Raw genomic sequence first — 18,291 nt, 5'->3', positions numbered from 1 at the left:
CCTGAGCGCTTCTCCTACCCCTGCACGGCCTGCCACACCGCCATGGGGCTTATCCCTGGGACAAGATAGCCTGGAATTTCTGCCGCTCGCCTGAAGGGCATGTCCGCTCCCAGCTTCACCGCCATCTCTTTCAAGCGCGGTGTGCACCGGGATCTCTCTGACCAGCCCAAGGCCTGGTCAAGAAGAAACCCGGCTTCCCCCGTTTGCTTGTTCCGGTAAAGCCGCCTTTTTACTTTGAATTCCCCAAAGCTGCTAACTACGGTTCTTTCCCGGAAGCCTATCACTTTCCAGGTGCGCTTGTCCCGGGCGTTCACGAGCCAGGTGTCTATTTCCTCGAGGGCCCAGGCGAAGATCTTCACGCAAGCTCCTTGAGAGAGCTTGTACACTTCTTCTTCGAGCTTGTAGAAGTCGCGACATTCGGTAATTAGTTTGCTAACTTTCTCCCCCAGAAGAAGGATTATGTCCGCAAGAGGTTGAATGTCTGAAATAGGTTGATTGTGCATGAGACCTCGCTCCTCCTTTCAGTCCATGAAAATTGTCCGCGAGGGGCGAGGTCTCCTCCTTCATGAGTCTCCTCCGTCACCTACTGAAATTGTACGCCCTCACTCCTTCGAGTACCCACAGACCTTCCTACCGGCAAGGAGCTGTGTCGGAAAAGCTTCGGATTACAGAGGAAGGGGATTGTAAGTGGGAGGGGCAGGGTCTTTTTCAGCTCTATCATTCCAGTTCCAGAAGGAGGTAGAATTTTAAGTGAGCTGGGCTAGGATCGAATACGTGGCTTCGGAGGCTTTTAAGGCGATGTACAGCGATTGGTACTCTCCACTTGAAGATGTTGGCGCCAGTCATGGAGCTTCGTTATACGAAGCCAGCGAAGAAGGGCTCGTGCCTCGTAATGTTGGTAGGGCAGGGGGTGCGGTGGCATTTGCTTGTGCTGCGCACACACTTTACAGCGGTGCTAGAACATTCTGTGAGGCTTACGAGTGGTACGAGGTAAACCCGTATGAGCTCTTGTCGAAGCCAGACCTACAAGAACCCAACTGGTCCCAGTCAGATTGGGTAGGCTTCTACCAAAATGAAATAGACTAACCATGTGAGGTGATTATATGAAGAAAGGTCCTGTTCCTTCTATTTTTTATATTGGAATTACCTTTCTTGCTTCTGTTGCTGCTGGTTTGTTAATAGGGCTGGTTGTGCTGCCGTGGTGGACCAGCGCTGTCTATCAGTCTCCCTATTGGTATGATTTTTTAAGAATCGTCGCCTTCCGATGGCAGAAATTGATGTATATTTTTATAGGGTTATACGCTTTGATTGCCGATAGATTGAGTGGCCGCGAATTACCTCCCAGTTTTGGAGATTCCCTTAAAACGGTTCTAGACTTATTTTCCCACATAGGCCTCTCCAGGTGCATCGTGTGGACGCTTGGCTTAGCATTACCCACCATCTTTTTGTCCGGGTTTCTTGGCGGGATAGATATGTCGGTGGTGATATTTTTCTTTTTCATGGTAGCCATTCCATTTTCTTCTCTCACTGCTTTCGAGATAAGGTTATCTAGGTTTTACCCTCATCTTGCAGGAGATTCAATGAGCTCCTTTTTCCGCCTGGGACTACTAGTGCTATTCGTTATATTTCTGTTCGCTATTGTATCTCACGTTTTTTCCGGTCCCGTTCCGAGTACTGACCCAACTTCGGTGATGCGAGACGATACCATCTTTGGACTTGTTCTCTCGGCATGTTTCTTTTACAGGGCTACTACTGCTTTTCGGGCAGTGCTGAATTCTCCATCCTCCTCAAAAGGAGAAGTGCTGGAGCAGCAAGAAACAGAAAAACAAAAAGAAGCGCCTCCCGCCGAGTAGAGGTGGGCGCCTGCTTCCCGAGGTCGAGGGGAGTTCTGCGGGAAAGCTTCGGGTTGCAGAGGAAGGAGATTGATTGTGAGTGAGAGAAGTAGAGTTTTCTAGCTCTACCACTCTGGCTCCATAAGCTGAATCGATGGGAGAAGCTGCATACGCGGCGGGCGCTGCTGGTCTCATCGATGCACCTCTAGCAGCTGGGGCTGGCGGGCTGGTAGCTGGTATACTGGGGCTTACTCCTTTGCCGCTTTGGGACGGGCTTTTACCAGGGATGGGAGAAATACGGGGTGAACCCTGCCGGTTAAGATCATGAACTTAGGGGGCTGGAGGTAGTGAAGAAGGGCTCTGCTCTCCCTCTCATTTACGCCGGGGTGTTGGTTGCCTCTGCGCTGCTGGGAGTTGCCCTGGGGGAGCTCGTTTCGCACGGCGACCTGCGCCGGGATCTCAGCTCGGTAATTGATCTACCCAAGGAGGCCGGGGCTTGGTTTAAGCTGATGGGGCTTTTTATTGCCTGCGTTGGGGCCTTTGCTGTTTTCTTGGATAAGAAGGAGCTTATCAGCAAACCCAAGATCAACCCCGAAACAGTGTTTGATCTGTATCGGCATGTTCGTTTGTTCCCACTTTTTATCCGCGCCTTACTGTTTTGCTTTCCTTTTATGTTAATATCAGGTATATTAGGGGGCTTGCCTGTTAAAGTTGTCGCTTATTTTCTGCTTCTTGCTTTTCCTCCAGTTACGATGTGTATAGTCTTTTTTTGTGCTACTGTATATGCATACTACGATTATTCCGCACGGTTTACTCGAACAGTACCGAAGTTGGTACTAACGGGTATTTTGGCCACGGGTATGGTGCTCGTCCTTGGAGTTATGGTTTTCGGTCCTACACCTTTTTTTAGTAAAACCGACCCCATATCGTGTGCTTGCGAAGCTTTTTGCTTTGGAGCGGGAGGGTTGGCATATTTCCTCTATGGTTCCAGGATCTTCTTCAGAATCATAAAAGAGGAACTAGGCAGGGCGGAGGCTGGAGAAGGGAAAGAAGCATCTCATCCCGCCGAGTAGAGGGAGCAAAATAATGCGCAAACAAGGAAGGGATTTTTATGGTAAGTAGCGTGGAAGTCACGATTCAAGTCTTAACTGGATTCTTCTTTGTGGGTGTAGGATTATTTCTTTTTGTTTTTCGCCACACAAAAATGATAGTGGCTCTTTCGCCCCTTGTAATAGGTCAAGGACTATTTCTTGCTTTGTTAACTGTTATGTTACCCCAGCCTGAATCCTGGCGTGTAGGACTAGTTCTGCTGCTTACTCAAAATGCTGTTGTTTCTCTCTGCGTAGGTATTGACTTCTTAGTCTATAGGCAACGGGAAGCTTTGGATAGTGCTGCTAGGAAATATTTTAAAACTATTGGTTTTCTTTTTCTCATTTTCTCTTTTCCCCCAGTATGGCTGCTCGCTTTATATCTAGGCCGCATTGCAAGCAGGTAGGTTTTGATATGATGTCTGCAGGACGCAAAACTGCAAGCCTAAGGCCTTCGAATCGCAGGCTCTCAGTTCGCGAAGCAAGACGCCCTGTTTTTTTTTAAAGCATGCCGGTGCGAAAGAGCACAGGAGCTTCACGATGTAGATTGGCACTAAAGCACTAAAGTGCTACAATAGAGTTGTTAGCGAGGGGGGAAGTAACATGAGAACGGCGAGGTTAAACATTTACTTGGATGACCCGGCGCTGCGGGAGAAGGTGAAGATCGCAGCCGCACGTAGGGGCGTATCTGTGAGCGCCTACGCCCTTATGGCGCTAAGACGCCAGCTGGCGGAGGACGGTTTACTTCCTACCGCGGAGAGCCCCCAAGAGGCGGCCCGAGCTCTGGATGCCATACGCGAGCGCGTCGGGCCTATTGGAGTGCCCGTGCGTCTTCTCATCGAGGAAGGGCGGCGCAGATGAGGTGCGCGTGGTCGTAGATGCTAGCGTGAGTCTCAAGTGGGTATTCGACGATGAAGAACATGTGGAGGAAGCTATTGCCCTGCGGGACGCGGCGGTGTTCGAGCACTCCTTCGAGATGTTTGCGCCCTCCCTGTGGGTGTACGAGATTGCAAACGGGCTTCTGGTCGCGGTGTGTCGGGGGCGTATCTTTGTGGATGTTGGCGAGGAGGCACTGCGTCACCTTCTGGCGCTGGGCGTACGTTTGGCCGATCCGGAACCCGCGGACGTATACCGTTGCGCGTTCCGCTACAGGATAAGTGCCTACGATGCAGCGTATCTGGCCCTGGCCGAGCAGCTGGACGCGGTACTTTTTACGGGTGACGGGCGTTTTTATGCCGCTGTGCAGGAACTCGTGCCCCGGGTGAGGTGGATAGGGGAATTCGGAAAAGGTAAGCCATGAAGGGGATTAAAGCGGGTCGCGCCAAGTGACCATGACGCCCTGGTGGTAAAGACCCCGCACGAAACACTCCACGCATAAGCGGCAACCGGCGAAGACGTGAGTGTGAACGCTGCGCCCTCCTACCGCCGCCGTCCGGCCCGGGTAAACCCTGCCCAGCGCCGCCGCAGGGAGCTCGCTGAAAAGCCCGGAAAAAGGGTAGGGTTTTCCCGGCCGGTCTTCGCGGTAGTAAGCCAGGCCAGGAGGATAAGTCCACGCGGTGAAGTGCTGCCCGGTGAAGAGGGCCAGGTACTGAGGGAAGTCGGCGGCTATGTAGCGGTACCAGCCGCAAGTGTTGGCCACCGGGCGAAAGGGCCAGGGGAAGGCGTCCGTCCCCATTCCCTCCAGCAAAACCAGCAGTATCCGCTGGCCCCGCCGCAGGAGCTCCAGCAGGGTCGGGGCCAAGTCCACCAGTGAATTCACTTTTTCCCTCAGCCCGGCAGGGCCAGTCAAGGGGATAAGGGCGGGGCCCTCCGGCACCAGGTAAGCCGGGCGAGGGCTGCTTCCCAGCGCCCGCAGACAGAAACCCTCCCGGGACAGGATCAGGTAGTCGGGGAAGCGCTGATAAAAAGCGGGGTGGCCGCCAAATTCGTTCTGGAACTCCTCCCGCGCCACCACCCTCTCTATCCCCACCGCGCGCCGCAAAAGCTTCAGGTCTTCAGAGGTGGGAAGAAAAAGACCGGCTTGGCGCGCCAGCGGACCAGCCGCTACCGCCAGCCCCTCCAGTGACGATAAGAGCTCCACCTCCCCCCGGCAAGGAAGCATCCCGCCCAGCCCCACCAGGACCGGTTCTAGAGAAGTGGCGGACAGCAAACGCTCCACTTCCCGGCGGGTTCTCGCCACCCGCTCCTCCCAGGCGCTCTTCCCCTCCGGGTGGAAAGCAGCCCAATAAGGAGAGGCGTAGATCGCTACCAGCAATTCCGGGGCGTAATCCCGCTCCAGCGCCAGGGCCATCTCGGTGACCCAAGTGGCGGAAGCGGGGTCGAGGTCCCCGGGATAGGGGTACCGGGCGGCTAGATCCCGGACCAGCTCCGGCGCTTCCTCCCCCTCCAGCGCACGCCCTTCCTCCAGCGTTAGCAACTCCTGCCAGTCACCCACGTCGATGAGCGCCCTCACTTTCCGCCCTCCTCCCCAGGGGCCATGATAACAGGTACCGGACAGCCGCAGCGGGGGCAGGAGTTTCCCCGGAGGCGCAATTCCTGCAGCCTGGCCCCGCACCCCCCTAAACTTACCCGAACAATGAGCTCGGTCCCACAGCAGGGGCAAAGGGTGCTTACCCAGCGAGAGCCGGGGAAATTGCCCAGGTAGGTAAAAGGCAGGATTTTCCGCAGCTCTTTCAGCCGGCGCTGCAAGCGATCCACCCGGGGACGAGGCCAGTCGGCCAGGCGGTGCTCAGGCTGCAAGCGCAGGAGGTGCCAGGGTAGGTGGGGAGCCAGGGAACGCAGGAAGGAAGCCATCGCTTCCAGTTCGGCGTGGTTTATCTCTTCCGCCACCGGGGTGGTCACCTCCAGATGGGTAAGGCCGGATAAAAGTTCCAAGTTGCGCCGCACCACCCGCGCCGAGGTAACCCCCAGCCAGCGGCGAGCAAGGGTCTCGTCCAGCAACTTAAGGCTTGCGTTGACGAAATCCAATGCTTCCCCCAGCGCCCGCGTGGCCATTTCGGTGCCGTAGCCGTTGGTCAAAGCCCCCACCCAAAGACCAGCGGCCCGGGCTTTTGCCGCCGTCTCCAGCAGGGAAGGCAAGGAGACCAGGGGTTCGTTCAAAGCCCAGACCACCGCACGGCAGCCGCTCTGCCGCGCCAGAGCCACCACCCGCTCCGGGGAAAGGTGATGAGGGAGGGAGGTGGCGGGGTTAGCCCGGGCGGCGTAAAAATTCAGGCAATAGGCGCAGTCGAGATTACAGCCTACCCCTCCGAGAACCAGCACCCGCGCCCCGGGGTGAAAATGGAACACCGGCAGCGATTCGATGGTGCTCACCCAAGCCGCGGCGTAGCGGTGAGGATAGAGCTCCACCACTCCGGCGGGAGTGGCGGCGTAGCGGCCGCAAAACCCCCCTTCCGGGCCGAGAAGGCAGCGGCGTTCACAGTAAGGGCATTCCCGGGCCGTCAATCCAGCTTTCCCCCTAGATCGGTGAAAGAGCGGCCGTAAAACTCCTGATAGAACCGATTAGCTTCCTGAAGCGGGTCTAGATCGGGAAAGAGCTCGGGGTGCAGGGTTTTGGCCAGCCAGATAAGACCCAGAACATTCTGAGGGGCGGGCCAATCCCAGGGAGTGAGATTCGAGGGGAACCACATAACTTTGTGGTTTTTAACCGCTTTCAAGGTTTGAAAGCGGGGATCGGCGCAAATCTCCTGAGGAGTGACCTTCCCCACCCAACCGTAGCGCGGCACCAAAATGAAGTCCGGGTTCCACTGTATCAACTGCTCCGCCGAAACCGACACCCACCCGCCGCGCAGCCCGGCAGCTACATTTCTCCCGCCAGCCATGGCGATAAGCTCGCTCTGGTACATATCACCCGCCGCCGCTTTGAGAATGTCGGTGCCGGCGAAGTAAACCGTGGGGCGATCGGCATCGGGTAAGCTCTTGGTTTTAGCCTCAATCTGGTTCATAACATCCCGGTAGAAGGACACAAACCTCTGCGCCCGCTGTTCTTGCCCAAAAAGGCGCCCCAGGTTTTCCATAGTGCTCATAACTTGTTCGGGGGTTTCCGCTACTACGGCGAAAACTCTCAACCCCCGGGAACTTAATTCGTTCACCATCTTAGCGTCACGCCCCTTTACCAGCACCAGATCCGGCTTCAGAGCCAGGAGACTTTCGATGTTGACCGCTCCTTTCTCCCCTCCCACCCGGGGCAACTTCTCGAGTTCGGGAGCCAGCTGAAGGAAAAAGGGCTCCTTACTCCCCACTCCATCGCTGGAGACCAGACGATTTTGCACTCCTAAAACAAAGAGGAAATGGGTGGCGATGGGGTAGAAAGAAACCACCCGGTTCACCGGACCGCTTACCTCCACTTGGCGGCCCAGGCCGTCGCTGGCCACAACGGCGGCCGGGGCACCTGGGCCGGCAGGTGTTCCCCGGCCCCAGCAGCCTCCTACCAGCACCCCCAGCAACGCTATAAGGGTCAGCACCGCCCCGATTTTCTTACCCTTCATAACTCCACCTCCAGAGAAATTTCACATTAGGGGAATGCAGATTCGGGCCTCCCCCGCCCCGTCCAGTTGCACCCGCACGATGCGAGCTTTTACCCGGTAGAGCCGAGCCAGACTCTCCTCGGTTATCACCTCCCCCGGCGGGCCATATCCGACCACCTCGCCCCCCCGCAACAGGAGCACCCGGTGACCATAAAGCAGGGCGTGGTCGGGAAAGTGCGTGGTCATAAGGACGGCCAGACCGGAAGCGGCCAGACGCCGCAGATTCTGCAACACCATGAACTGGTTGCCGAAATCTAGCGAAGCGGTGGGCTCGTCCAGCAGCAGGATGCGAGGGCATTGGGCCAGGGCGCGAGCGATAAGAACCAGCTGCCGCTCCCCCCCGCTGACCTCGGTGTAGGGGCGCTCCTCCAGATGGGCTATGCCCAGGTCTCGCAGCAGGCGGCGGGCCAAAGCTAAGTCCTCGTCCCGGGGGGAAGCCAGAGCGCTGAGGTGAGGAGTGCGCCCCATAAGCACCACCTCCAGCACCCGGAAGGGGAAGGGAGGGATGTGATTCTGAGGCACGTAGCCCATGGTCTGGGCTAGGAAGCGGCGCGCCCGGTAATTCAGTCTCTTCCCGTTTAGCCTCACCTCCCCTCCGAGCGGGGGCAGAAGGCCCAGCACCGTCTTCAGCAATGTGGTCTTGCCCGAGCCGTTGGGCCCCGGGAGACAGATTATTTCCCCGGCTTCCAGAGCGAAACTCACCCCCTGCACCCGACCCCCATAGCCGCAGGCGAGCTCCTTCACTTCCAGCTTCACGCCCATCCCCTCCGCGTGTGCAGCAGCAACCAGAAAAAGAAGGGAGCTCCCACCAGAGAAGTAAGGATGCTCAAGGGGATTTCCGCGACGCTGAGGCTGCGGGCCAAATCGTCCACCAGAAGGAGGTAACTGCTCCCCAGAAGGAGCGAGGCCGGGAGCAAGCGCCGGTAATCGGGTCCCACCAGGATGCGGGCCAAATGCGGAATCACCAGCCCCACCCAGCCGATCATCCCGCTTACCGCCACGGTGGCCGCGGTAGCCAGGGTGGAGCAAAACACCACCAGCAGCCGCAACCCGGCGGTGTTCAGGCCCAGAGCTCGCGCCTCTTCCTCCCCCAGAGAAAGCACGTTCAGCCGCCAGCGCAGAAGGAAAAGAGGGAGGACGCCCAGCAGCACCGGAGCAATCATCCATTTCAGCTGCGGCAAGGTCACCCTTCCCAGGCCCCCCATGAGCCAAAAAGTGATGGCCGGGAGCTGGTCATAGGGATCGGCCAGATACTTAATTAGCGCCAGAGCGGAAGAAAAGAGGGTGCCCACCAAGATACCGGAGAGCACCAGGGCCAACACCGGATCGTGGCGCACGCGGGAAGCTGCCAGGCAGGCCAAAAGCACTGCCAGCAGCCCCCAGGAAAAGGAGGAGACCTCGATGGCCAAGAAACCCCAGGAAAGATAGATAGCGAGGGCAGCCCCGAAGCACGCCCCCGCCGAAACGCCCAGGATATCGGGAGAAACCAGGGGATTGCGGAACATCCCCTGGTAAGCGGCTCCAGCCACCGAGAGAGCCGCCCCGGCCAGCACCGCAGCCACTATCCGGGGAAGGCGCACCAGCAGCACCACGATCTCCACGGTGGGCGACCAGGTATGGGGCAAAGACCACACTTGCGCCAGCAGAACTTTCAGGAGCAGCAAGGGCGGAACCGGATAAGGGCCAAGAAAAAAGGAAAGGAAAAAGACCCCCACCAGCAGGACCGCCAGCCCCACCAGGGGACCGCCCGCCGCCAGCCTACGCAGAAACGCCGCTTTGGAGAGCGGCGAAAGCCTGCCGGGCCGAGTCCACTTCCTGGACCACACCGCCAACCAGGAGCGCAAAGCTCTCCCCCACCCTTTCCGCCTCTTCACGGTCGTGGGTGACATATAGCACGGGTACTTCCAGCAAACGCAAAACGCGGTGAAACTCTTCCCAAAGCTTCTGCCTGATGGCCACGTCCAAGCTGCTCAAGGGCTCGTCCAGCAGCATGGCCCGGGGGCGGGGAATGAGGGCGCGGGCCAGAGCCACGCGGCTCTGATAGCCTCCGCTGAGCTGAGCCGGCCGGCGGTCAAGATACTCCCCCAGACCCATAAGATCCACCACCTGCCGCACCCAAGCCGCGTCTTCCCGCTTCCCGCGCAAGCCATAAAGAAGGTTTTGCCGCACGCTGAGGTGGGGGAAAAGGGCCGGGCGCTGAGGTACATAGCCCATTCCTCTCTCTTCCGGCGGGAGGGAGGTGATCTCTTTACCATCCAGGAAAACCTGTCCCCCGTCGGCGGGCAGAATCCCGGCCACCACCTTCAGCAAAGTCGATTTACCGCTACCGTTGAGCCCCACCACCACCTTGATCTCTGGCCCCACTTGCAAGGAAACCCCTTTGAGCACCGGGCGCCCGTTGAAAGCTTTAACCAGGTTTTTGATCTCAAGCACGCTGTTTCCCCACCTTTCCCAGCCAGAGAAGGGAGACCACCACCAACGAGAGCAGGATACAGAAAGCGCTGGCCGTGACCGCCATACCCAGCTCCCCCTCCTCTACTTTGGTGAAAACATAAGAGGCTAGGACCTGAGTGCGGGCGGGCAGGTTGCCGCCGAACATGATGACAGCGGCGAACTCACTGATGGAGCGGGAAAAAGCCAGAATAAAACCGGCGAAAAGGGCCTCCCCCATGGTAGGCAGGGCCACTTTGAAATAGGCCTCCACCGGCGTATCCCCCAGGGTCCGGGCCACCTCAATGAGTTCCTTTTCCATCCGGTCCACCGCCGCAGCCAGAGCTCTGGCTGCCAGGGGGTAGGAGACGAAGAACATGGCCAGAACGACCGCCGTCAAGGTGAAGGCCAGCCCGGTGCTGCCCAGAAAACCCATGGTCTTGCGGCCGAAGGCCAGAAGCAAGGCCAGGCCGGCCACCGTGTGGGGTAAAGCGATGGGCAGATCGTTCATCAGGTTGGCCAGACGGTAAAAGTAAGAGTGTTGCTTGAACAGGTGATAATACCCGAAGCCCACGGCCAAAAAAAGGCTAAGGGCTGCGGCGGCCAGAGCGGCCAGGATGGTGTTCTTAACACTCATCCAGAAAAAGGAGTCGGCCAAGGTGCGCCTAATGCCTTCCGGGTTGAGGTGGAAAAGCAGAGCCACTACGGGAAAAACTACCAACAAAAGAAAGAGGGGGACGAACACCGCCTCCACCAAGTTACGGCGCATAGGGCTTCCACCCGTACTTGGTGAAGATGTCGACGTGCTGGAAGGCGTAGTTCATAAACTCCCGGGCCAGGGCCTCGTGCCCACCTTTAATCACACCGACGCCGAAGATGATCTCCCCGGTGTACTGGGGCCCGATGAGCTCCACCGGTTTTAGGCCGTAAGCCTGGGCCACGCTCTGAAAAATCAAGGTGGCGTCGATCTGGTCTTCCTTCACCATGATGGCCGCCTGGTTGACGGTAGGGGGACGGGCCTTGAGGTTAGACTGGATCTTGTCCCAGAGGCCCAGCTTCTTTAAGGCCTTTTCTGAGTAATCCCCCACCGGAGCTCGGGGGTCGCATACGGCCACGGTGACCCCAGGCTTGGCCAGATCGGCCACGCTTTTAACCTTATCCTTGGCTGAGGGGGCCACCACCAGGGCCAGCTCGTCCTGCAGGAACTTTTTGGCCTCGGCAATTTTCCCTTCTTTCTGCGCCATCTCGATGTACATCCAGTCGGCGCTGTAAAAGAGATCGCAGGGCTGCCCTTCTTTGATCTGCGCCCAGAGGCCGCCGGAAGGGCCGTAGTTGGGTATCACCTTCACTCCCTTTTCCTGCTCGAAGCGGGCAATGACCTCATCCATGGGCTTTTTTAGCCCGGCGGCGGCGAAGATCCGGAGCTCCTTGGGTTGGGCCTGGGGCTGCTGCTTACAACCCGCCAGCAAAGTCATAATTATTCCACCTAGCAGCAAGAGAGCCAGTAATCTTCGCATACTTCTTTAACCTCCCCCTTAGGCAAAATTAAACCGACCGGTGCCTCCCGGTCGGCCAAAAACTACCCTCACCCCTCCTTTCCGCACCGGGAGGCGCACCCGTTTCCAGGTGCACCCTGTCGGCCCTGATCCCGTAGCCCTTAAAGCCTTAGGTGATCGGGCTCGGAGGGAACCTCTCAGCCATATTGGTTCGCCAAGCTTAAGTCGTTTCCCTGCCCGCCTGAACTTTTTTGCAATCGCTATGATTCATCACAAGCGGAAACGCTTCATCTCCTCTTGCAGCGCCTCAGCGGTGGAAGCTAACTCCTGTGCTATCTGAGAAATATGCTCCATAGCGGCCGACTGCTCCTCGGAAGCGGCTGCTACCTCCTGGCTGGCAGCGTTGACTTCACCGGTGGCCTTAGCCACTCCCTCCACCTGAGCAGCCAGGCGCTTGATGTGGGCCAGAATGCTCCGGAACTGGTTAGCTTGCTCCTCTGCCAGACGCAGGCCCTCCTGAATACCCGAAACGCTACTCTCCATATCCTTAACCGCCCGCCGGGTCTCTTCCTGAATCTCGGCGATAAAGGTCCCAATCTCCATGGCGGCCTGCGCCGACTCCTCGGCCAACTTGCGCACTTCCCCGGCCACCACGGCGAAACCCCGGCCCTGCTCCCCTGCGCGCGCCGCTTCAATAGAAGCGTTTAAGGCTAGAAGATTGGTTTGCTGAGCAATCTCGGCGATCATATCCACGAAGCGGCCGATCTCCTGAGAGCGGTTTCCCAAACTATGGATGGCGCTGGAAAGCTGGTCGATCAAGAGGCGTATTTTCTCCATCTGCTCGCGCAAGCTATTCACCGCCCGTTCGCCTACCTCGGCATCCCTAATGGCCCGGTTCGACGCCGCCTCCAACTCTGAGGTATCTTCGTTTAAACGGTAGGCCACCTGAGCCAGATTGTCGGCCACGCCGGCTACCTGCTGGATGCCAGCGGTCACTTGATTAACGCTCTCCGCTAACTTGCCGCCCGCGCTGGTCAGAGATTGAGCGGCAGCCGCCACCCGCGTTAAAAGCGAACGAATATTGCCTAGCATTTGCCGGAAGCTTTCCGCCAACCGCCCCATCTCGTCGCGGGATTTATATCCAGGGGACACGGTGAGATCTCCTTGCCCCACCCGGGCCATGTCTTCCAAGAGATAAGAAACGGGCGTCAGGAACCGGTGGATAATGAAGTAGAGCACGCCGCCCAGGATGAGTATGGTAAGAAGGGTAAGCCCCAGCATCCTCATCCAGGTCTGGCGCAGATCCCCTAGCACTTTTTGCCGATCACTAACTATCTTAAGGTAACCCACGGTCGCTCCCTTGTAGTCCCGCAAGGGTATGAGCTGCACCGCCAATCGCCCGCCGTTTATATAGGCAATCTGGCTCTGCCCCTGCTCCAGGCAAGCGTTGATCATCGCCTGGTCCACCGGGTAGTTGTCTTCCTCCTTGGTAGCTACCAGCAGGTCTTTCTGCTCGTTCCAGGCCACACCCCGTTTACCGGCTCGGTAAACGAAAAACTCGCCCCCGATCTGCTCTTTCCATTTATTGAGCAGGTCTTGGGTAAAGCCCAGGCCGAACTCGGCGCTACCCACGTGCTGGCCTTGGTAAAAGACCGGGGCCACGGCGCGGAAGCCAAATCCGGCCCTCCCCTCTTCCAGTCCGAAGACCATCTTCTTGCTCTTGTTTGCCTCTACCACCGTGGCCCGGAAAGAGGAAAGGTCGTCCCCGTACTTCTCCGGCATGTGCAGGCGCAAAAAGGCGGTGGCCGGCGGCAGGTGAAACTGGAACTGCTCTATTCCCTCGTTTTTTACCTGCTGCCAGATGGGTTTCGTGAGCGCCAAGAGCTTTTCCCGATCCCGGGCCGCAAAGGCCTCCTGCACCGCAGGATTGTTGACCACGCTCTCTATCCCCAAGCAAAGTCCCCGGCCGGTCTCCGCCAGGTAATTCTCTACCAGCGCCTGGGCCGAGCGGAAGCGCCTTTGTTCTTCGTCAAAAATAATGTTTTTGACCTGCCAGTAGCCTAAAAGCAAAACGAAAGCAAAACAGGCGGCAAGAATAAGAGAAAGCGCAACCAGCAAACGACTCTTTATACTGCTAAACAAAAAACACCACCCCGCTCAGCTAGATGAGGTAACTTGTACTCGTCTTAAATAATCGCTCCTTGTGCCAACAAGCTTTAGGGGTGGTGAGCTAATTCAAGTAGATACTATTGTAATGCAGCAGACATAAAATTGTCAGAAAGAAAACATTCGATTAACCAACAGTACGACTAGCTAAAAGCCGGCGCAGATAATCCAGGCCCTCGCGGAAGCGGGTGATGTCGTTCCCCTTGGCCACCTCCACCACCTTCAAAGCCTGGGCCGGAATAAAGCTTAACACCCGAACCAGATCTATCTCCCCGCTTCCGGGAGGAAGGTGATCCTGCTCCCCTACGGCATCGTGCAGGTGCACCCCTATGATCACATTTTGATAGCGCTTAAGGATCTCTTCCTGCCGGGCCAGGCCCAGCACCTCCAAGTGATGCGCATGCCCCACATCGTGCCAATACCCTATGGGAGCCCCAGCAAACTTATTTAAGATGACCTCCACCTCTTCCGGCAGCGGTATTTCATGGTAGTAGTAGCGGTTTTCGATACCCACCTGCACTTCCAGGCGCATGGCCGCCTGCAAGATGCGATCGAGGCACCAGAACACCCGGTCAAGATAAACCGAAGCCTCTTGCCAGCGCCGCGCCTTGAGTTTTTCCCGCGCTTCTTCCACCTCGGGTCCGTCTTTCTTCTCGCGCCACTTGGCGGTAAAAGCCTCTACCTCTTCCCGCAAGGGAACGTAGCCCAAGTGCAGCACCACGGCGCGGGCTTCCAGGTCGGCCGCCTGCTCCAGCGTATTTATGGTGGTCCGCACGGCCAAAAGCCGCTCATCCGGATCGTCGGAAGTGAAAAGAAAAGCATCCCCGCTGGGCTCTGGTGCCGCTTCGGGAAGAGGGCAGAAGTTGTGCAGGCTTAAGACCTTTATCCCGGCCCGCAGAAGCTCGCGCTTAAGCTTGGAAAAGGTCTCCTCCCTTATCCGGTACTCGAGCTCCACCGCCTCAGCACCCACCTTATCCAGCCAGGACAGAATCTCTTCCGGTTTGTCCGTCTTGCTGGTAATAGCGCAGGTGGAAACCTGAAGCAAGGTTCATCCCTCCAGTTTAACTTGCTGCCAGCCCCCTCACGCGACGGAGGTAGCTTTTCACTCCCTGGCGGAAGATGAGGTTGAGCGTCCCAAAGATGGGCCAGCGCCAGTGGATGCCCAAAAGCCGCCGCAAAATGCCCCCCCAGGAGTAAGTTTCTTTAAGGAGTTGCCGGAAACCGCGCTGCAACTCCTCCACGGTCAAGAGACGGGGACGAAAGACCACGTGGTTGCCGTTGTACTTGGACCAGTCCCGGTCGACGATCCTCCCCTCCCGCTCCATCTCTTCGTAAAGCAGCGTGCCAGGAAGGGGAGTAAGGATACTGGCCTGCAAGAGGTCGAGCTTGGCCCGGAAGGCGAACTCTTTTATGCGCTCGAAAACGCTTTTGTCGTCGCTATCCAGCCCCACGATGAAAGAACCGATGACGCCGATACCGTATTTGTGCAGGCGCTTGATGGTCTCGACGTAGCGGCGGGTATCGTTGTGAAATTTTCTCACCTTCTTTAGTTCCTCCGGGGAAAGACTTTCAAAGCCCACGAACAACCCCTTACAGCCGCTCTCGGCGGCCAGCTTCAAGAGGCTCTCGTCCTGAAGCTGGGGAAGGGAAGCCTGGCTCAGCCAGTGTTTTCCCAACCCTTTCAGGGCTTCGAACAACCGGCGTGCATACGAGGGAAGGCCCATGATGTTGTCGTCCACAAAGATGATCACTTTTTCTTTTAGGCTAGCTACTTCCTCCAGCACTTCTTGGATGGGGCGGGTGCGGTAGGTGCGGCCAAAAAAGCGGGTCACGGAACAGAAGGCACAGCCGTAGGGGCAGCCCCGCGTCACCTGGACCGTACTGGTAAGCACATAAGCGTCCTTTTTTAAAAGGTCCCGCCGCGGTCTTACGCCTTTTAGCTCGGGGAACCTACCTTCAGGGTGGCGGTAAAAGCGTTTGAGCCTTCCCGCCTTGGCATCGGCTATGACCTGGGGCCAAAGGCCCTCCGCCTCCCCTATGACCACCGCGTCGGCATACTGGGCCGCTTCTTCCGGCAAAGCCGTGGGGTGGATCCCACCCAGCACCACCGGCACTCCCAAAGCGCGAAAGGCCTGGGCTATCTCGTAAGCGCGCGGCGCCTGGGCGGTGGTGGCCGTTATCCCTACCAGATCCCACTCGGCGCTGACCTCCAACTCCTCTACCGCCTCATCCACCAGCTTAATCTCCACCTCGGGTGGTGTGAGCCCGGCCACGGTGAGGAGGCTCAGAGGGGGAAGAAGCCCTTTTCCCCTCCTCCTCTCCTCCGGCGGCCCGCTCAAGGGCGAGACGAGCAGAAGGCGCATTCTTTTCCCCCCTTGGTTTAGGATGGTAGGGAGGCAGCTTAATTATGCGGCGGGAGAGGCGACTAAGTGCGGCTTACTCTGCAACAAAAGCAACGATAGTAATTTTCAAAAATTATATCACTACCAGCGGCCTTCTGCCAAAATTTTCTCTCCCTTAAGGGAAGGTCGGCTCGCTGTCGGGCAGCTCTTTGAGCAGGAGGTAGAAGAGAGGCGGAATGCCGAAGGTGACGGCCGTGGCCGCCGCCACCGTGCCGGCGTCGTTGAAGAGAAAAGCCGCCAGAGCCGTCAGCACCACTCCGATGAGCCCCCAGTAAAGGAAGGGGTAGTGTTTTGTAAACGAGCGCATTATTCCCACCGGGCGGTAGAAGAGGATGATAAGTCCGCCCAAACCGGCCAGAAGCACGCGCGACCAGATGGTGTAGCGGAAGAGCTTGAGATTCATGGCTACCTTGCGGGTGATGATGTTCCAGGCTTGCACCGGCTCGCTTAGGACCAGAGTGAGGTTGTGCCCCACATGGGTCTGGGAAGAGGCGCTGCGGAAGAAGTCGAAAAGGGCAAACCCCACAGGAAGGGAGCAGAAAGCCAAGGTGAGAAGAAGAAACGTCCGCCAGTTAAGGCGTACTCCTCTAAAGAGAAGGAAGGTCACGGGGAAAACGGCCGCCGAGGTTAAGACTCCTCCGAATTTGGCCCCCCACCTGGGAGCTCCCAGAATGACCGTCACCAGCACAAAGCCCAGCGCTACTCCCAACAGGGTCGAGCGGCGGGGTTTGAGGCTTAGCCAGCAGGCCGCTCCGAAAATGGAGGCACTAATCAAGACCCCCATGTACTCGTTCCCTATGCCGTAAAAACGGGCCCCGCCGGAGGGGTCGTAGCTGAGGATGGAGCGGGAGAGCAGGAAACAACCGGTTAGAGCATCGAGGAGGATTACGGCCACGGTGAAGGTGGCCAGCGCGGCAAAACCCAGCAGGGGACGCCTCTTCTCTAGCCACAGGGTGAAGGCGGTCAGGGCCACCATGAGGAGGAGAAGAACCATGGTGTAAGGGAGCAGGGAAAGAAGGTGAAAGACGGGCATGATAAGACAAGCGGCGGGAAAGACCATGAGGCTCACCAGAAGCTGCGGCAGCCGCAACTTCTGCGCCGCTTCTTTTTCTCTGATCAGGATAAAGATCAGGGCCACCATGAGCACCCCTATGGCGTAGCCCAGGTAGGTCTTGATGAGCGGGGCACGGTTGTTGTGAACAAAGAGTATCTGCTTGAGCATCCCCGCCAGATAACCGGAGGGGTCGCTCCCCACCGAGACTGTCTGCATGGGCCTTCCCGACATGGTCTCCGGAGTGGGAAGGCCGAAGAACCCAAGCACCGAAGGCGCGATATCGGTATTGAGGACCAGGCCCGGACGGCGGGTGGAAGGAGAAAGCAAAACCTCTCCCGCCTTTGCCCCCTTCCCCACCACCGCCAGAGGAGTGAAGAGATCTCCTTGCTGGCGGGCCAAACGGGAGGGGGTAGGCGAGACCACCAGCAGGCAGTCGCGGCTAGGGTCGAGGTCGCCAAGCAGCCGGCCCAAGAAGTCATCTGCTCTTTTAAGCGTCAACCGCCACTCCCGGGCAAAGGTGGAAGGCTCTATGTAGTCGCGCAGGTCGTCCAGCCGGGAGGTATCCCCCAGCTCGATAACCAGGAAGCTGGCCTTTTTCTTTAAAGCCCGGTAGTTCTCCCATAAAGCTTGGTAATTGGTGCGCCAGCCGCCAGGAAAAGCAGGGTCCTTTTTGAGAATCTCCTTACCCACAACTCCGAGAGGAACTATCCCCTGGCGGTTCATGGCTATGGCTGCCAGGTAGCGCCCCGGCTCGCCGGGAAGGTCGGCGTTGCCCAGGCAGGCCACCTTCACCCCCGCCTTCCCCAACTCCTCCCCCAACTCGCCTGGAACCACCGGATAGGGGAGGGAAGCGTTGCTTTGCTGGAGCCGGGCGATGGTTATCATACCCACGCTTCCCGGTGGCAACTCCCAGGAAGTGAACTGGCGGAAAGCATCTTTGGCCCTTTCTCCAGACTTCAGCAACTCCTCCGGCTCGTAGGCCTCTCCTGCCGCCCCTCCCCCTGTCGCCCGCGAGCCGGAACCGACGGTGAGATAGGCGCTACCGGGATCGTAACCTCCCCCCGTGCCGGTCTGCAGGAGGCCGACGCTGCCCCGACGGGCCAAGGAGCTCAAGTTAGGGTAGGCCGGATCGCTAAAGTCGCGCCAGCTAAGGCGGTCTATAACCACCAGGACCAGATGAGGGCCTTCTTCCTGCGCCCGCACCCCTGCCGGAGCACAAAAAGACAGTAAAACCGCCGCTGCCAAGACAAAAGAAAAACGCTTCCACGCGCTTCCCCGCAAAACCGCTGCACTCCTT

General features: G+C 58.0%; 19 protein-coding genes and 1 riboswitch. Of the genes, 6 read left to right on the top strand and 13 right to left on the bottom strand.

What is annotated here, in order from left to right; all coding sequences use genetic code 11:
- Nucleotides 1-14: 14 nt before the first annotated feature.
- Nucleotides 15-503 carry a UPF0236 family transposase-like protein gene (locus tag DXX99_RS02100; RefSeq protein ID WP_115791847.1) on the bottom strand — a complete coding sequence of 163 codons (489 nt, stop codon included), beginning with the start codon at nucleotides 501-503 and terminating at the stop codon, nucleotides 15-17.
- 247 nt (nucleotides 504-750) lie between these two features.
- Here DXX99_RS02100 and DXX99_RS02095 point away from each other — a divergent pair, with 247 nt between their 5' ends.
- The 6 genes from DXX99_RS02095 (at nucleotide 751) to DXX99_RS02085 (ending at nucleotide 4,220) form a co-directional block, all read left to right on the top strand.
- Nucleotides 751-1,086, top strand: a complete 336-nt coding sequence (locus DXX99_RS02095) for a hypothetical protein (RefSeq protein ID WP_115791846.1) — start codon at nucleotides 751-753, stop codon at nucleotides 1,084-1,086.
- 17 nt (nucleotides 1,087-1,103) lie between these two features.
- Nucleotides 1,104-1,853, top strand: coding sequence for a hypothetical protein (locus DXX99_RS11320; protein WP_134642931.1), 750 nt, complete (start codon nucleotides 1,104-1,106; stop codon nucleotides 1,851-1,853).
- Nucleotides 1,854-2,179: 326 nt separating this feature from the next.
- Complete coding sequence (locus DXX99_RS02090; protein WP_115791845.1) at nucleotides 2,180-2,905, top strand: hypothetical protein; 726 nt, start codon at nucleotides 2,180-2,182, stop codon at nucleotides 2,903-2,905.
- Nucleotides 2,906-2,943: 38 nt separating this feature from the next.
- Nucleotides 2,944-3,327 (top strand): hypothetical protein, encoded by a 384-nt coding sequence (locus tag DXX99_RS11315; protein WP_134642930.1) that lies wholly within the window; start codon nucleotides 2,944-2,946, stop codon nucleotides 3,325-3,327.
- Between the two features lie 196 nt (nucleotides 3,328-3,523).
- Complete coding sequence (locus DXX99_RS11310; RefSeq protein WP_134642929.1) at nucleotides 3,524-3,781, top strand: hypothetical protein; 258 nt, start codon at nucleotides 3,524-3,526, stop codon at nucleotides 3,779-3,781.
- A gap of 1 nt (nucleotide 3,782) precedes the next feature.
- Nucleotides 3,783-4,220 (top strand): type II toxin-antitoxin system VapC family toxin, encoded by a 438-nt coding sequence (locus DXX99_RS02085; protein WP_165847654.1) that lies wholly within the window; start codon nucleotides 3,783-3,785, stop codon nucleotides 4,218-4,220.
- A gap of 6 nt (nucleotides 4,221-4,226) precedes the next feature.
- On the opposite strand, the gene DXX99_RS02080 is transcribed toward DXX99_RS02085, so the two are convergent.
- The 12 genes from DXX99_RS02080 to DXX99_RS02025 all read right to left on the bottom strand — a co-directional run bounded on the left by DXX99_RS02080 (nucleotide 4,227) and on the right by DXX99_RS02025 (nucleotide 18,275).
- Complete coding sequence (locus tag DXX99_RS02080) at nucleotides 4,227-5,372, bottom strand: hypothetical protein (protein ID WP_115791843.1); 1,146 nt, start codon at nucleotides 5,370-5,372, stop codon at nucleotides 4,227-4,229.
- Complete coding sequence (locus DXX99_RS02075) at nucleotides 5,369-6,364, bottom strand: radical SAM protein (RefSeq protein ID WP_115791842.1); 996 nt, start codon at nucleotides 6,362-6,364, stop codon at nucleotides 5,369-5,371. Before DXX99_RS02075 ends, DXX99_RS02080 begins: the two co-directional genes overlap by 4 nt.
- Nucleotides 6,361-7,407, bottom strand: coding sequence for an ABC transporter substrate-binding protein (locus DXX99_RS02070; protein ID WP_115791841.1), 1,047 nt, complete (start codon nucleotides 7,405-7,407; stop codon nucleotides 6,361-6,363). Before DXX99_RS02070 ends, DXX99_RS02075 begins: the two co-directional genes overlap by 4 nt.
- A gap of 21 nt (nucleotides 7,408-7,428) precedes the next feature.
- Entirely contained in the window at nucleotides 7,429-8,202 is a 774-nt protein-coding gene (locus tag DXX99_RS02065) for an ABC transporter ATP-binding protein (protein ID WP_115791840.1), read from the bottom strand.
- The gene (locus tag DXX99_RS02060) at nucleotides 8,199-9,290 is read right to left on the bottom strand and encodes a FecCD family ABC transporter permease (protein WP_240610773.1); all 1,092 of its coding nucleotides are present in this window, start codon (nucleotides 9,288-9,290) and stop codon (nucleotides 8,199-8,201) included. Before DXX99_RS02060 ends, DXX99_RS02065 begins: the two co-directional genes overlap by 4 nt.
- Nucleotides 9,205-9,879 carry an ABC transporter ATP-binding protein gene (locus DXX99_RS11825; protein ID WP_115791839.1) on the bottom strand — a complete coding sequence of 225 codons (675 nt, stop codon included), beginning with the start codon at nucleotides 9,877-9,879 and terminating at the stop codon, nucleotides 9,205-9,207. The genes DXX99_RS02060 and DXX99_RS11825 overlap by 86 nt, the downstream gene beginning before the upstream one ends.
- Nucleotides 9,872-10,645, bottom strand: coding sequence for an ABC transporter permease (locus tag DXX99_RS02050; protein ID WP_240610772.1), 774 nt, complete (start codon nucleotides 10,643-10,645; stop codon nucleotides 9,872-9,874). The genes DXX99_RS11825 and DXX99_RS02050 overlap by 8 nt, the downstream gene beginning before the upstream one ends.
- Complete coding sequence (gene modA, locus DXX99_RS02045) at nucleotides 10,635-11,393, bottom strand: molybdate ABC transporter substrate-binding protein (RefSeq protein ID WP_115791838.1); 759 nt, start codon at nucleotides 11,391-11,393, stop codon at nucleotides 10,635-10,637. Before modA ends, DXX99_RS02050 begins: the two co-directional genes overlap by 11 nt.
- Nucleotides 11,394-11,451: 58 nt before the next feature.
- Nucleotides 11,452-11,573: riboswitch (molybdenum cofactor riboswitch) on the bottom strand.
- A 69-nt stretch (nucleotides 11,574-11,642) separates the two neighbouring features.
- Nucleotides 11,643-13,514 (bottom strand): methyl-accepting chemotaxis protein, encoded by a 1,872-nt coding sequence (locus DXX99_RS02040; RefSeq protein ID WP_115791837.1) that lies wholly within the window; start codon nucleotides 13,512-13,514, stop codon nucleotides 11,643-11,645.
- A 151-nt stretch (nucleotides 13,515-13,665) separates the two neighbouring features.
- Nucleotides 13,666-14,583: a sugar phosphate isomerase/epimerase family protein gene (locus DXX99_RS02035; RefSeq protein WP_115791836.1), complete on the bottom strand. Its 918-nt coding sequence runs from the start codon at nucleotides 14,581-14,583 to the stop codon at nucleotides 13,666-13,668.
- A gap of 16 nt (nucleotides 14,584-14,599) precedes the next feature.
- The gene (locus tag DXX99_RS02030) at nucleotides 14,600-15,901 is read right to left on the bottom strand and encodes a B12-binding domain-containing radical SAM protein (protein ID WP_115791835.1); all 1,302 of its coding nucleotides are present in this window, start codon (nucleotides 15,899-15,901) and stop codon (nucleotides 14,600-14,602) included.
- A gap of 154 nt (nucleotides 15,902-16,055) precedes the next feature.
- On the bottom strand, nucleotides 16,056-18,275 hold the full coding sequence (locus DXX99_RS02025; protein ID WP_115791834.1) for a hypothetical protein: 2,220 nt from the start codon (nucleotides 18,273-18,275) through the stop codon (nucleotides 16,056-16,058).
- Between the last annotated feature and the right edge of the window lie 16 nt (nucleotides 18,276-18,291).

The sequence above is a fragment of the Ammonifex thiophilus genome, from assembly GCF_003368535.1.
In the GTDB taxonomy this organism is placed as follows: Bacteria; Bacillota; Desulfotomaculia; order Desulfotomaculales; family Ammonificaceae; genus Ammonifex; species Ammonifex thiophilus.
The sequence above is the reverse complement of the archived record's forward strand: the minus strand, read 5'-3'. Positions and strand labels throughout refer to the sequence as shown.